General features: G+C 53.1%; 16 protein-coding genes. 10 read left to right on the top strand and 6 right to left on the bottom strand.

Going from position 1 to position 14,252, the window contains the following annotated elements; all coding sequences use genetic code 11:
• Window positions 1–61: 61 nt before the first annotated feature.
• Window positions 62–610: an NADPH-dependent FMN reductase gene (ssuE, locus tag SBI19_RS12675; RefSeq protein ID WP_317968619.1), complete on the bottom strand. Its 549-nt coding sequence runs from the start codon at window positions 608–610 to the stop codon at window positions 62–64.
• Between the two features lie 274 nt (window positions 611–884).
• Window positions 885–1,283 carry a hypothetical protein gene (locus SBI19_RS12670; RefSeq protein WP_317968617.1) on the bottom strand — a complete coding sequence of 133 codons (399 nt, stop codon included), beginning with the start codon at window positions 1,281–1,283 and terminating at the stop codon, window positions 885–887.
• Here SBI19_RS12670 and SBI19_RS12665 point away from each other — a divergent pair.
• Window positions 1,255–1,737: a hypothetical protein gene (locus SBI19_RS12665; RefSeq protein WP_317968615.1), complete on the top strand. Its 483-nt coding sequence runs from the start codon at window positions 1,255–1,257 to the stop codon at window positions 1,735–1,737. The two genes, SBI19_RS12670 and SBI19_RS12665, sit on opposite strands and share 29 nt — an antisense overlap.
• 318 nt (window positions 1,738–2,055) lie before the next feature.
• Here SBI19_RS12665 and SBI19_RS12660 read toward each other — a convergent pair whose 3' ends face one another.
• Window positions 2,056–2,670 carry a superoxide dismutase gene (locus SBI19_RS12660; protein ID WP_317968613.1) on the bottom strand — a complete coding sequence of 205 codons (615 nt, stop codon included), beginning with the start codon at window positions 2,668–2,670 and terminating at the stop codon, window positions 2,056–2,058.
• Window positions 2,671–3,009: 339 nt separating this feature from the next.
• Between SBI19_RS12660 and SBI19_RS12655 the strand changes: the two genes are divergently transcribed.
• The 7 genes from SBI19_RS12655 (at window position 3,010) to folE (ending at window position 7,838) form a co-directional block, all read left to right on the top strand.
• Complete coding sequence (locus SBI19_RS12655) at window positions 3,010–3,432, top strand: GNAT family N-acetyltransferase (protein ID WP_317968611.1); 423 nt, start codon at window positions 3,010–3,012, stop codon at window positions 3,430–3,432.
• 273 nt (window positions 3,433–3,705) lie between these two features.
• On the top strand, window positions 3,706–4,272 hold the full coding sequence (locus SBI19_RS12650) for a DUF402 domain-containing protein (protein WP_317968609.1): 567 nt from the start codon (window positions 3,706–3,708) through the stop codon (window positions 4,270–4,272).
• A 280-nt stretch (window positions 4,273–4,552) separates the two neighbouring features.
• A complete protein-coding gene (gene lepB, locus SBI19_RS12645) occupies window positions 4,553–5,125 on the top strand; it encodes a signal peptidase I (RefSeq protein ID WP_317968607.1) in 573 nt (190 codons plus the stop codon).
• A gap of 12 nt (window positions 5,126–5,137) precedes the next feature.
• Window positions 5,138–5,572: a ribonuclease HI gene (gene rnhA, locus SBI19_RS12640; RefSeq protein ID WP_317968605.1), complete on the top strand. Its 435-nt coding sequence runs from the start codon at window positions 5,138–5,140 to the stop codon at window positions 5,570–5,572.
• Between the two features lie 34 nt (window positions 5,573–5,606).
• The gene (gene queG, locus SBI19_RS12635) at window positions 5,607–6,833 is read left to right on the top strand and encodes a tRNA epoxyqueuosine(34) reductase QueG (protein ID WP_317968706.1); all 1,227 of its coding nucleotides are present in this window, start codon (window positions 5,607–5,609) and stop codon (window positions 6,831–6,833) included.
• Window positions 6,834–6,987: 154 nt separating this feature from the next.
• A complete protein-coding gene (locus tag SBI19_RS12630) occupies window positions 6,988–7,200 on the top strand; it encodes a YneF family protein (RefSeq protein WP_317968603.1) in 213 nt (70 codons plus the stop codon).
• A 44-nt stretch (window positions 7,201–7,244) separates the two neighbouring features.
• Window positions 7,245–7,838 (top strand): GTP cyclohydrolase I FolE, encoded by a 594-nt coding sequence (folE, locus tag SBI19_RS12625; protein ID WP_317968601.1) that lies wholly within the window; start codon window positions 7,245–7,247, stop codon window positions 7,836–7,838.
• A 277-nt stretch (window positions 7,839–8,115) separates the two neighbouring features.
• On the opposite strand, the gene SBI19_RS12620 is transcribed toward folE, so the two are convergent.
• The gene (locus SBI19_RS12620) at window positions 8,116–9,549 is read right to left on the bottom strand and encodes a Fe-Mn family superoxide dismutase (protein WP_317968599.1); all 1,434 of its coding nucleotides are present in this window, start codon (window positions 9,547–9,549) and stop codon (window positions 8,116–8,118) included.
• A gap of 175 nt (window positions 9,550–9,724) precedes the next feature.
• A complete protein-coding gene (locus SBI19_RS12615; protein ID WP_317968597.1) occupies window positions 9,725–10,858 on the bottom strand; it encodes an alpha/beta hydrolase in 1,134 nt (377 codons plus the stop codon).
• Between the two features lie 257 nt (window positions 10,859–11,115).
• Here SBI19_RS12615 and SBI19_RS12610 point away from each other — a divergent pair, with 257 nt between their 5' ends.
• Window positions 11,116–11,868 carry an IclR family transcriptional regulator gene (locus SBI19_RS12610; protein WP_317968595.1) on the top strand — a complete coding sequence of 251 codons (753 nt, stop codon included), beginning with the start codon at window positions 11,116–11,118 and terminating at the stop codon, window positions 11,866–11,868.
• Between the two features lie 354 nt (window positions 11,869–12,222).
• Here SBI19_RS12610 and dapA read toward each other — a convergent pair whose 3' ends face one another.
• Window positions 12,223–13,119: a 4-hydroxy-tetrahydrodipicolinate synthase gene (dapA, locus tag SBI19_RS12605; RefSeq protein WP_317968593.1), complete on the bottom strand. Its 897-nt coding sequence runs from the start codon at window positions 13,117–13,119 to the stop codon at window positions 12,223–12,225.
• A gap of 159 nt (window positions 13,120–13,278) precedes the next feature.
• Here dapA and SBI19_RS12600 point away from each other — a divergent pair, with 159 nt between their 5' ends.
• Window positions 13,279–14,172, top strand: a complete 894-nt coding sequence (locus SBI19_RS12600; RefSeq protein WP_317968591.1) for a LysR family transcriptional regulator — start codon at window positions 13,279–13,281, stop codon at window positions 14,170–14,172.
• The last annotated feature ends 80 nt before the right edge of the window (window positions 14,173–14,252 follow it).

The following is a 14,252-nucleotide window of genomic DNA, read 5'->3' as shown; positions in this document are numbered from 1 at the left end:
ATAGTGGGCTGTCTCCGCGTGTCCGCGCGGTAGACAGCCCTTTCTTTATAAATCCAAGCGATTAAAGGGAGCGGCGGGTTAGGTCGACCCGAAGCTCTTGAATGGCACGGTCGAGACGCTCTTGGAGCTCGTCGTTCAGTTCGAATGCGATGTCATCGCCTTGGCCGGTGCGCGTAACTTGCGAGTCCGTTGCGTAGATGCTGCTGATGTAGTGGCGGGCGCCGAGCGAAGCGAGTACAGGCTTAAGCGAATAGTCGATGGACAACAGGTGTGCAATGGTGCCGCCGATGAAGATCGGAGCGACGATTTTGTTATCGAGACCTTTCTGGGGGAGCAGGTCAAGATAAGTCTTGAGGATGCCGCTGTAGGAAGCCTTGTAGACTGGGCTGGCGATGATAACAGCATCTGCTGCCTCGACGAGTGCATTCGCCGCAGCGATCGCCGGGCTGTCGAAGCGGGCGAAGATGAGATCTTCTGCCGGAATCGAGGTGACTTGCAACGTGGATAATTCATAGCCTTGTTCACGAATTTGCTGCTCGACATAGTTCGTTACACCAAGCAGTCTAGACGACTGGTTCGGTGTGGCGATAATAGATACAATATTGGCCATCTGATTCCATCTCCTAAACGTCAATTGTTAAAATCATAGTAATTCGATAGACTTAATACCAATTATAACATATGGGGGAATATCTTTCGAGATCTTTTCACTCAGGCGACTGTGTTTTGAGTTCGCTTTTTAACATCAATAACCTTTTATTTCATCGATATACTCGCAATCCTATTCTTTCTTATGTGGTAACGCAAAGACTCTGCTCGCCGTTCGAGGAACGACTAGCAGAGTCTTTTGCAGTTATTTCATTTTATTGTGAACGCAACATGGCTTAATCGACACCGTTCAAGTCGTCTTCGTCGATGTAGTTGCGTTCTTCCTCGTATTGCACGGTTCCTTGATTGTAATATTCCTCGTCGTCCCGTAAAGGTCGGAAAAACAATTGAAGCTCCAGCGAGTCACCTGGCTGCAGCGGTGCATTAAGCAGCGTGGACGGGATTGGACGACCGTTCAGAGACAGCACGAATGTGATGCCATCCGTAATTGGTATGCCGCCAACCGAAATGATTTGACCATTAAAGCCGATGACAACGACTCCCGTGTTCCGCAGCGCCTGTGCAATCGTGATACCCGGATAGAAAGCGAATGTGTACACCTGTGTAATATTCGGGAATACGCTGCCGCCATTAATGAGTACCGTTATGGCCGGTGTCGGTATAGGTACCGGCACAGGTCCTGGGCCAGGAATCGGTATTGGAATCGGTATCGGAATCGGGAACGGTGGTCTAGGTGGCGGGAACGGTGGCGGGAATGGTGGCGGGAACGGTGGTCTAGGTGGCGGGAATGGTGGCGGGAACGGTGGCCTAGGTGGCGGGAATGGCGGCGGGAACGGCGGTCTAGGCGGCGGGAACGGTCCTGGCGGTCCTGGCGGAAACGGCCCCGGCGGGAACGGCCCTGGCGGTCCTGGCGGTCCTGGCGGAAACGGCCCCGGTGGGAACGGCCCTGGCGGTCCTGGCGGTCCTGGCGGGAATGGTCCCGGCGGGAACGGTCCAGGCGGTCTTGGCGGAGGTCCCGGTGGTCCTGGCGGTCCAGGAGGCCCGGGAGGTCCCGGTGGACCAGGCGGACGCGGCGGCGGCCCCGGCGGTCTTGGCGGCGGTCCAGGGAACAATCCGCGCGGATCGTAATAATACGCGGCGTCGCTATCGGTCTGCGGCACTTGATAATCCGCGGCCTGCGCATATGGATCGTATCCCTGTCCATAGTAGCTATCGTACCCGTATGGATAGCCATAAGGGTAGTAGCCGTAATAGTTCGGATACATCGGTTTTTCCGCCTCCTTTGTGCTAAGCGCCTATTTACTTGTTAAATGTATGCTTGGATAGCGTGTACTCTTGCCTAGGGAATAGGAACAATCCATATCGATTTTGAATAGCTTCGCAAAATGCAAAAACGCCGCATCCATATAGGATGCGGCGCATATGCCCATAGAGGGCTTGTCCAGCTTATTTCGCTGCAGCCTCGTAGCGGTCTGCAACAGCTGCCCAGTTTACAACGTTCCAGAACGCTGCGATGTAGTCAGGGCGTTTGTTCTGGTAGTTCAGGTAGTAAGCATGCTCCCAAACGTCCAGACCAAGAAGCGGCGTGTCGCCTTCCATGATTGGGCTGTCTTGGTTAGGCAGGCTGTATACTTTCAGTTTGCCGTCTTGGCCAAGAGCAAGCCAAGCCCAGCCGGAACCGAAGCGCGTTGCAGCTGCTTTAGCGAAGTCTTCTTTGAATTTATCAAAGCCGCCCAGTTCGTTAGCGATTGCGTCCGCCAATTTACCGGATGGAGCGCCGCCAGCGTTAGGACCGATCGTTTCCCAGAAGAGGGAGTGGTTAGCGTGGCCGCCGCCGTTGTTGCGAACAGCCGTGCGGATTGCTTCCGGAACGCTGTTCAGGTCAGCGATCAGATCTTCGATCGATTTGCTTTGCAGCTCAGGAGCGGACTCCAGTGCAGCGTTCAGGTTCGTTACGTAAGCGTTGTGGTGACGATCGTGGTGAATCATCATCGTCGTTTCATCGATATGCGGTTCGAGCGCATTGTTAGCATAAGGCAAAGCAGGTAGTTGGTGAGCCATTGTTATACCTCCCAAAATTAGGTGTTGATTCAGGTACAATTATCCCTTATTCGCTTGGATAAATCAACATTGTTGTTGCGAAAGTCGAATCATGCATAACGAAGATAGGATGGTCGCAATTGGTGCCATTTATGTACGAAAAGGGCTGTAAATCGCAGAAATGATGACGAAACCTGATGAAAACGCTTAAATTTAAGCGCTTTCATCCATAAACGGTCGATTTCTTTAAGTTTTTAAAGAATTTTTAAAGTTTTAGCAGGAATTTAAATAGATTTGTCGTATTTTATTCATAAAGGCTTGAATAATCTATGACATCGACTGAGGAGTTGTAACCATCACATGTACGTTCGTTCCTTTCAACTGTCTGACTATGTTCCGGTAACCGAATTGCTTGGTACCGTACTATCGGACGATTGCTACGAACAGACAATGTTAGCTTTCGGGCGGCAGTTGTCATGGGATAGCGATCTTGTGCTTGTTGCTGTTGAAGAAGGTGAAATCGTCGGCATGATCATCGGCACAATCGACAATAATAAAGGTTATTATTATCGAGTAGCCGTTCTGCCGGAGTACCAACGTCAAGGAATCGGTCAATCGCTGATTCACGGATTGAAGCAACGTTTTGAGCATCGACATGTGACAAAGATTATGGTTACGGCCGACGAGCATAATGAGAAGGTGCTGCCGTTGTACGAGAAGCTTGGTTATGCGGCAACTGATTTTTTCCGCTCGTTCCAAAAGCTAAGCATCGTTGCAGGCTGAGGCTGGCCACGCCTTTGAAGGTATGAATTATTCGAGACGGGTGGTCTCGATCATTGAAAGCATATTCGGCATGCCATTGCAATTGGCGGCTGGATATGCTTTTCTTATACTAATAGAAGTGGGTAAGTCATTAACGAGGAATACGAAGATGAGCGTTCGCTCAAGGGACGGTGACAGCCGTTTCACCTTGCCGATAAGAATGTGTTCTTTCCTATAGACTCGGAAGTTCATCCATTCTTATTTGGTTACAATGAATGTAAAACAGGTGACGCCATGAATAACTACATGCCTTGCATGATCAAGAGCTTCAAGCATAACGGTCGGTTGCACCGGTTCTGGCATCGCAATTGGCTTGTTCCGCAAGAGCGGCTTGCCAAGGTGCATGCCGAGCAATCCATGCATGTGCTTATTAATCGGCAGACGCCGATTCAAGAAGCGGACGGCAAGCTTTGGACAAGCCGTGTACCGGCGGTTTCGTTCTTTATGCCGGGACAATGGTATAACGTCGTAGCGCTGCTGGAGGATGGCGGTATCCGTTATTATTGTAATGTCGCTTCTCCCATGATGCAGAACGAGGACGTATTTACGTATATCGATTATGACCTAGACGTCATTCGGACGGCAGACGGCGGCATTCATGTCGTCGATCGGGATGAATATGAGCGGCATAAGCAAATGTATCATTATCCGGATATCGTCCTCGATAAGGTCGAGCAGGGGCTGCAAAGCCTGCTTCGTCGCGCGAAGTCGGCGGATGCGCCGTTCGACGATCATCTTGTGTACCAATATTATGAGGATTGGCAGCGGGAAGCGGCGGAGATGGAGTTTACGGAGTTATAGCAGGCGAAGCTGATGCTTACGATGCAAGGTTTTGGGAGAAGATCACTCCCAAAACCTAAGTTAATGCTTACGAAGTAACTTTTGAAGGAAAAACCGCCTTCAAAAGTTGAGCCTATGCTTACGATGCAATGAATTTAGGGGAACAGCACCCCTAAATTCATAAGCCTATCCTTACGAAGTAACTTTTGAAGGAAAACCGCCTTCAAAAGTTGAGCCTATGCTTACGATGCAATGAATTTAGGGGAATAGCACCCCTAAATTCATTTTAGGAGCTGAAATCATGCCCGATCTGGAGCCTGAAGCGACCGCAGAACTGCAAGATGTGCAGCGGTTTTCGATCCAATGGATGGGATGGATCAAGACCATTTCGATAGCCCTTACGATCGTGCTGCTGCTCCATGCGTTTGTGTTCCATCTGTCGAAGGTGGAGGGTCACTCCATGGAGCCAACGCTGCATGACCACGATTGGCTGTATGTGAATAAGTTCGTTTATTTATTGGGAGATCCGGCAGTCGGCGATATTGTGATTCTGGAGGACCCATCGGATAATCCCGAGAAGAAGCTGCTCGTTAAGCGGGTTGTTGGCGTGCCAGGCGATCGGATCGAAATCCGCAATCGCGTGCTGTACCGCAATGGCGAGCAAGTGGATGAGTCGACTTATACCGACACGGATATCGATGATTTGGATTTTGGACCTTATGAGGTGCCTGAGGACTTTTATTTCGTGATGGGCGATAACCGCCATGCTAGAGCAAGCAGAGACAGCCGTTCGTTCGGACCGGTCATTCGGGACCGGATTAGCGGTCGGGTCGATTGGATCGTCTGGCCGACAGGGGACCTTGGGTCGTTGTAGGAGCGGATGAGGATGAAAGAGATATCGGTGTATACAGATGGTGCCTGTTCGGGTAACCCGGGTCCGGGTGGCTGGGGTGCCGTTTTGTTTTTTGGGCCGCACAAGAAAGAGGCCTCAGGCGGTACGAAGCATACGACCAACAACCGGATGGAAATTCAAGCTGTAATTGAAGCGCTGCAGCTGCTCAAGGAACCGTGCCAAGTTGCTGTATACAGCGATTCGGCATATGTCGTGAACTGCTTTCAGAACAACTGGATTCGCGGTTGGCTGCGCAACGGCTGGAAGAACAGCAAGGGACAACCGGTAGAGAACCAGGATCTATGGCAGAAGTTATGGGGACTTATGCAAATTCATCGTGTAACGTACATCAAAGTTAAAGGGCACAGCGATAACGAGTGGAATAACCGCTGCGACGAGCTGGCGCGGAAAGCAATCAAGCGGCTCTAGCAGCAGGGCATAGCGATAGGGGGGAGGACTAGTGATGGACCATCCGCAGCAGGGGGATGAGCAACAGCAGATAGACATAGACACGGCGGATTGGACAGGCTTCGATTGGCTGGCCCTGAAAGCAGATCTTAAGACGGCTGCTCCATCCCTAGGCATCGACGATATCGGTATTGCTTCGGCGGATCCATTCACGGAGCTGAAGGAGCGTCTGCTTCGGCATCGGGAAGAGGGAAGGGAGTCAGGCTTCGAAGAGCCTGATTTAGAACGCAGAACGAATCCTTCTCTGTTGTTTGATCGTCCAGCATCCATCATTTCAATCGCTGTCGCCTATCCTTCGAAGCTGCCGGATCCGCCGAAGTCCGAACCTGGGGCGAGGAGGGGCATCTTCGCTCGTGCATCATGGGGCCTCGATTATCATAGTGCTCTAAGGGATCGACTCGCTCGGTTGGAGAAGTGGCTCGAAGAACGCGTGCCAGGTGTTCGTGCCATGAGCATGGTCGATACGGGGGCGTTGTCGGATCGTGCGGTAGCAGAGCGCGCTGGCATCGGATGGAGTGCGAAGAATTGCTCGATCATTTCGCCGAAGCTGGGCTCGTGGATTTATCTCGGCGAGATGATTACGAATTTGCCGCTGCCGCCGGATACGCCGCTTGAAGATCAATGCGGTTCGTGCACCAAATGTATCGATGCATGCCCAACTGGCGCGCTTGTAGGGCCGGGACAGCTTGATTCGAACAAATGCGTCTCGTTCCTCACGCAGACGAAGACCATGTTATCCGATACGTACATGCGCAAAATCGGCAATCGGCTCTATGGCTGCGATACGTGCCAGATCGTATGTCCCGCGAATAAGGGCAAGAACTGGACGCATCATCCCGAGCTGCAGCCGGATCCGGAGATCGCCAAGCCGCTCCTGCTGCCGCTTCTGACGATCGGTAACCGGGAGTTCAAGGAGACGTTTGGTTCCGCTTCGGGCGCATGGCGCGGGAAGAAGCCGATTCAGCGCAACGCGATCATCGCGCTCGGCAATTTTCGAGAAAAATCAGCCGTTCCTGCGCTTATCGAAGTGCTGCGGACGGACCCGCGTCATGAGTTGCGCGGCACTGCCGCATGGTCGCTTGGTATGATCGGAGGAGACGAGGCGGCAGAAGCGCTTCGCATTGCGCATGCGACAGAGACGAATGAAGAAGCATCCGCGGCGATTGCCCGGGCAATGACCGCGCTTTCAACGGAGCGGGAACCTTCGGGAGAGCTGCAGTAAAATGACGATTTTGCAGGAAAAATCATCGTTTGCGCTCTATTTGCGATCATGCTATCATTAAGGGCAATATGCCTATATACGCACCATTCTGCAAGATTTGCGTAAGAGGTCGTTCTATAGGAGATCGAATTGGATAAGGACAGGTGACTTTGACATGTGGTATGCCATTACAGCCATTGTGGCTTTGATTGTCGGCGGTGCCGGCGGTTTCTTTGCAGGCGTATTCTACCTGCGCAAACAGCTCGAGAAGATGCAGAGCGATCCAGAGATGCTAACCAAGATGGCGAAGCAAATGGGCTATAACTTGAACGGCCAACAAATGAAAAAAGCACAACAAATGATGCGCAATCAGAAGTTCAAACGATAAGAAACAGCAGTTACGTTTCTGCGCGTCCGGAAGGAGGAAATCGGATGGCGGGCAAGAAAGATTACGTCAATTCTATGGTTACGAGCAATCGCGACCAGATCGAATATCATGTACGCGAGATATTGAAGCTGATCGGGGAAGACGTCGAACGCGAAGGATTGCTGGAGACACCGGCTCGAGTCGCTCGCATGTACGAAGAGATTTTTGCAGGATACGAGGTTGATCCTCGCGAGGTACTAGGCGTAACGTTCGACGAGCAGCATGAAGAGCTGGTCATCGTGAAGGATATTGTCTACTACAGCCAATGCGAGCACCATATGGCGCCGTTCTTCGGCAAGGTGCATATCGGTTATATTCCAAGCGGCAAAATCGTCGGACTCAGCAAGCTCGCTCGCCTCGTAGAGGCAGTCAGCCGCAAACTGCAGGTGCAGGAGCGGATTACGTCGCAAATCGCTGACATCCTGATGGAAGAGCTGAAGCCGCATGGCGTCATGGTTGTGGTCGATGGCGAGCATCTGTGCATGTGCGCGCGCGGCGTGAAGAAGACGGGCAGCAAGACGGTAACGTCTGCTGTGCGCGGCCAATTCCACGGCAATGCTGCGGCACGTGCGGAGTTTATGGCACTGATTAAGGACTAACGATGGAATAAGAAGGGGCCTCCGGCTTGCCTGCGATGACAGCGGCAATGCAGGAGGCTTTTTTTGTGCTGCAGGGAAAGGGAAGGGTATCGACGGGGATGGGGCAAGCTTGACAGTAAGAGGATGAATAGCAATGATACGATTGTAAGATAATGATAATCATTATCAATTTGTAAAACGAACTAAATTGGAACTAACTTTCAGCGCAAATAAACCGCCAAGACGAAGTCCATGTTCGTCTTGGCGGAGTGACAAGGGTATTGCTTGACGTGGCTCGTTAGAACGGCTCCCAGATGAGTTTGCTCGCCTGTTCGAAGCGTTGATTAACGAACGGCCAATTGACGACATTCCACCAACTCGTAATATAGTTAGCCCGATTGTTCTGATGTTTCAAATAGTAGGCGTGTTCCCACACGTCGAGCGGCAGAATCGGAACAACGTCCCATTGGGACAGGTTCTGATGTTTCTCTGCTGTTAGAATTTCGAGCCGTCTTGCGCGAGGACTCCAGACGAGAATGGCCCAGCCGCCTCCTTCAACCTTGTTCGCGGCTTCGCTGAATTGTTTCATAAACGCTTCATAGCTGCCGAAATCCTGCCGGATCTGATTCGCTAGAGCGCCGGACGGCTGGCCGCCAGCATGAGGTCCCATAACGGTCCAGAACAGCGTGTGCAGATAATGGCCCGCACCGTTGAATGCAAGCTCGCGCTCCCAATGCTTCACGAGATCGAACTGGCCGCTCTGTCTCGCTTGCTGCAGCTCGCGCTCCGCCTTGTTCAAGCCGTCGACGTAGCTTTGATGATGCTTGTCGTGGTGGATGCGCATCGTCGTCTCATCAATATAGGGCTCTAGTGCGTTGTAGGCGTACGGAAGCGGAGGAAGGCGATGGCCGCCGATTGGCACCTGCGTTACAGGAGCTCGTTCCTCGCTGTCAACATTAGCGACTCCGAGCGCGGCCTCATTGGGCGATGACGAGTCGACGGAAGAAGCATCTCCATGCGCTGCTGGCGGGGCAGCTTGCGGCGATGGTGCAGACTCTGGCCGCTCGGTCGCCGCATCCACGAGTTGCCCGATCGGAGGTGTATGAACGGCAACCTGCGGACTGATTGGCTCGCTGGCCTTGACGTCGGCAGCAGGTGAAGGAGGCGCAGCAGCATGGGCTGCAGCGCCTTTGGCTGGCCGAGGCCTTACAGCGCCTGTTCTGCCTGCTTTGCGCGTATCAGCGGCTCCGTAGGAAGCGAACGGATCATTCAATTCGCTTCTGCTTTCGAACACCGCCTGCTGCGTGTACCGGTACGAATCCTGCACGCCTAAGAAGCCGTTCGACTCGCGTACGGCGTGCAGCACGAAAGATTTGGCCGCTGGATTCGCGGACAGTGAGGGGCTCTTCTCGAGCAACTGCAGCAGATGCTCGACGAACCGCTGCGACTGATAAGCGGATGCCTGCAGCAGCAGCTCTGCGCGTGTGATCGTGATCTCGTCGCTGGGCTCATTGTTAGGCCCGCGCGACAGCGCCTCGTTCAAGCAGCGGTCTGCGACTCGTTCCGCCGCGCGAAGCGGCTGCTCCCATTCCGAGAGCAGCCATGCATATTCCGGCTCCAATTCTGGCGCGAATCGGCGAATGACGGCGGCATGCTCGATTTCTTGCCTTTTCCAATCGCGAATCTCTTCCAGCAGTCGAAGCGGTGTCTGTGGTCCGTATACGAAAAGCACGACATCAGCCTCCTTGTTCATGACACTTAGCGTCCCGGTTGTCCGTACTCCGATCGGACGGAGAACAAACGTATACGCTTAAGATGTATTCATGACAGTGCGGAGCTATGTCGTGCTTTTGTACCACATATGAATATAACGGCTTCTGAGTTAACCCTCGTTGGCGGTTTACTCGTTATAGCACGATGGAGTCGGCAGTGGATGTTCCATCTGTGCCATTCGTCCCGTTCGTGCTGTCATTCGCATCGGCATGCTGCTGATGCACTTGGCTAAGGAAGAGCGCTGCGCGCTGAATATATTCCTTCGCATGAACCTGGAACAGCAGCTCGTGTTTGCCGCCTTGGACAATCCATTCTTGGGACAGCGGGTTCGACTGATTATGCGCGATTTGATCGGCAATTTCGTATGGAGCTTTCGCATCCTCGGTTCCATGCATGATGAACAGCGGAATCGGGTAGTCTTTCACCATTACTTCCGTGGCTGGTATGCCGCTGAATGAAGTGCCTGTGAATGCTGGCAGCATCATTTCGATGAGTGGAAGCGATGGATACTTGGGCAGCGGCAGCACTTGAGTGACGTTATGGAATAACGTATCCGGGCTCGGCAAGAAGAGGCTGTCGAGCAGCATAGCGTCGATATCGTCGGTTTGAAGTCCGGCTTGAAGCGCCGTTCCAGCGCCCATCGAGAAGCCCCATACGACGATCTCGGAAGCGCCGCGTTCTTTGACATATTGAACGGCTGCCAGAAGCTGCTGCGATTCCTCATAGCCGCCTGTCGCAGGCGCTTTGTAATCAGAGGAAGCATAGCCGTAGTCGAACATAAGCACGTTGTAGTTCAAGCGATGCAGCAGCGCTGCAAGGTCGTACATCGGGACCCATGTCTCTTCGCGGTTGGCGCCATAGCCATGGCTGAAAATAACGGTGCGCTGCGACTCGTTAGCCTGTGAAGCAGCGGCAGCAGTCTGTGCAAGCTGCGGGCCGTCGTTATCGCCTGCAGGGATGAACCAGCCGCCGACGGTCGTACGGCCGCTCATGCTGGGAAATGCCGTATCTTCGTACGGGAGACCTGCAGCTTCCATCGGATTCGAGTAGAGAGGGGCTACATACGGGTGCGCGAGCATCCATGCGATATAGCCATGGAATGCAACCACAGCAAGTACGCAGAGCGCAGCGGCTGCGGACACGGCAGCGAATAGAGCATGCTTACCGCTCTTGCGACGGTTAATCGCACGCGGCTGCGGAGCAGGTTGTAGGATGGGTGCCGGCAGGCTGTTGACTGGCATAGGTGCTGGTAGAATTGTACTGCTCATCCGGAACATCCCCTCTCAATGGAAGCGCTTTAGTCTGTTAGTACTACTATCGTATGACTGTCGTACAAGAGTGTCAATCGATGTCGACGAGATGTAAGCCGTTTGTAATATAGCTGAAATATATTGAGTTTATCTTTACGTTAATCGGTGTTTCAGTTATACTTAATGCAACGATGTTTCATTGTATGAAACTTAAATTTAACCAATTCTATTGGTATTTAATAGAACGATCGGATAGCGGGGAGGACGGATTTGCGATGGCAGAGGAAGGAAAGTCGACCGTAAGAGCAGTCGAGCGAGCGCTTGATATATTGCAATGCTTCACATTAGGAACGGATTTTGCAATGACAGAAATCGCCGAACGCGTCGGGCTGCATAAGAGCACGGTTCACCGCATGCTGTCGACGCTGGAGGATCGCGGCTTCGTGGAACGTGATAGCGGGACCGAGCGTTATCGGCTCGGCTTCCGAGTATGGGAATTGTCCGCGCATCTGACGTCTTCTGACGATCCTGCGGTGATCTGGCAGCCAGAGATGGAACGACTGCGCAACTCGCTCGGCGAGACTATTAGTCTTTACGTACGCAGCGGCGGCGAACGCATTCGCATTCAAGCGGTGCAGAGCAACCAGGCGGTGCGCAGGGTGGCGACGGTAGGCGCAAGATTGCCGCTTTACGTTGGTGCATCCAGCAAGGTGTTGATCGCATTCGCAGATGAGCCGACGCAAGCGGAAATATGGACGGAGCTCGAATCGATTCAGCCGCCGGTCGTCAATCGGCATATGTTCGAATGCCAGATGATCGAAATTCGCCGCAACGGTTACGCAACGAGTATCGAGGAGCGCGAGCCAGGGGCTGCTGCGGTGTCGGCGCCGATCTTCGACCGCCATCAGCGGCTCATTGCCGCATTGTCCGTTTCAGGACCATCCAGCCGCCTGACGCCGGAACGGATGCGAGAGATCGCACCAACGATTATCGAAGCCGCTGCCCGTATGGGGACGATGGCGCGTTAAGCGAACGCAAATGGAACAAGCCTTTATCCCAGCCAGAACGGTTGGGATAAAGGCTTTTGTCGTTAGATGAGACATGGAAGATAGCTGCGGTTAGACTGTCTGGCTGGTTAGGATACTTAAAAGTGCGCAATCTCACCGGCATCCGCACGATGGCTCGAATAGAACACATAAAAGCATCTAAACTCGCCCCAGCCAGTCGAACGATCGGCTCAAGATACTAAAAATTCGCAATCTCACTGCCGTCCGTACAATGGATCGAATAGAGCACCTAGAAGCACCTTAAGTCATCTGGACCATCCTGCCGAATAGGGGATAGGACGCGCCGATGGGACTCGACTGGCTCCCCACTCTCCTTTATAGGCGTTCTAGCTGCAGCCGCTCCATTTCATTGCGCAGCCCTTCGGTAATCGGCGCCATCGGCAGGCGCAGCGTGTCACTGGCCAGCAGACCTTGCTGCTTAAGCAGCCACTTGATGGGTGCGGGATTGGACTCGCGGAACAGCAGCTCGATGAGCGGCGTCAGACGGTTGAAGATGGCACGCGATTCACGATATTGCCCCGCCGCGGCCAGTCGATACACCTCCAGGAACGTATCCGTCTCAACGTTAGCGGATGCGAGCATGCCGCCGCTGGCGCCTTGGCTCAGCATCGCGTGGAACAGACGATCGTCTCCGCACAGGACAGGCTTGTTATCTCCGCCGGCAGTCAGCGCCGAGACAAGCTCTGTACTGCCGGTGCTGTCTTTTAGCCCAATCAGGCCATTGATGTCTAGAATCCGCTTCATCGTGTCTGCGTCCACCTTCACGCCGGTACGAGAAGGGATTTCATAGGCGATAACAGGCACGCCGACCTGCGCGATCCGTCCATAGTGTCTAACAATGCCTTCTAGAGAAGGACGGCTATAGTAAGGCGTAACAACAAGAACAGCATCTGCTCCCATGTTAGCGGCAAGCTCAGCACGTTTGACGGATGCGGCGGTATCGTTCGTACCAACGCCGACAACAATCGGAACGCTGCCATCGCCTTGACCGCGCTGCTGAATCGAAACGAGGGTCTGCATCATTACGCTCACCTCATTCCAAGAAACCGTAGGCGACTCGCCGGTTGTTCCATTCAACACGATGCCTTGAATACGATGCTTCAACAAATGGCTAATGATACGTTCAAACGATTCGAGGTCCAGCTCTTCACTTGGCAGAAAAGGAGTAACGACAGGAACGAATAGGCCTTGCAGTTGGAGCTCATTTAACATTACGACAGCCTCCCGATAGTGGATTGGCTTAACTTTAACATGACAAGATGTATCACTGTTATCTATAATAATTGATGATTAGTATCAATGATTTCGATATCAGCTGTAAGGTCTGATCGTTCCTGGACATATCTCTCAATGATGAGGAGGAATAAGCGCATGGAGCTGACGTATCTGCATACATTCCGAGAGGTGGCCGTACGGCAAAGCATTACAAGGGCGGCTGATGCGCTCGGCTATGCCCAGTCCAGCGTCACCACTCAAATTCAGAAGCTGGAGAAAGCTTACGACGTGCAGCTGTTCGAGCGCTTCGGCAAAGGACTACGTCTGACGACAGCAGGCGAGGAGCTGCTAACGATTGCGACCCAAATGCTCGACCTGTTCCAACAATCGAAGGAGAAGCTTGCCCAGCAGGGCGGAGGGACATTGACGATCGGGACCATCGACTCGCTGGCTGCGTACTTTCTGCCGCCGATCATTCACAATATCCGTGAGATTCATCCTCGGCTGTCGATTCGTCTTCAAGCGGAGAACGAGCCAGCCATCATAAACAAAGTGAGAGAAGGCGAGCTCGATTTCGGGCTGCTGCTCGATCAACACCATCAGACGACTGCAAACGATCCATCGCTCACATGGATAACGCTTCGATCAGAGCCGCTCGTAATTGTCGCTCGTCCCGATCATCCGCTCGTGAAGGGCGATCCTCAGCGCCGACGGCCGCTCACGCTCGTCGATCTTGCCGATCAGGAGTGGATGATGACGGAAGACAGCTGCAACTATCGGATTTTGCTTGAAAAGCTGCTGCGGTCGCAAACTATTCCTTACCGCATTGGCATAGAGCTCGGCAATCTAGAGGCGATCAAACGATGCGTCCGTGCAGGGTCGGGCATTGCCATTCTGCCGCGCATGGCGGCAGAAGAAGAGCTGCGGCGCGGCGAACTGGCTGTGCTGCCGGTGGAACACCCTGAGCTGAGCTTGTCGGTGTTGCTCCTGCATCATCCGAAGAAGTGGATGTCCCGTTCGATGCATCAGTTCATCGAGCTGTTGCAATAAATTCTCCTGCAGTAATAAGAAGCACGGATCTGTCTCCCAATCGAAATAAACGCTATTGAGCCGCATCGGTGTCTATCCGA

Source organism: Paenibacillus sp. CCS19 (genome assembly GCF_033239625.1).
Lineage (GTDB): Bacteria > Bacillota > Bacilli > Paenibacillales > Paenibacillaceae > Paenibacillus_T.
The sequence above is the reverse complement of the archived record's forward strand: the minus strand, read 5'-3'. Positions and strand labels throughout refer to the sequence as shown.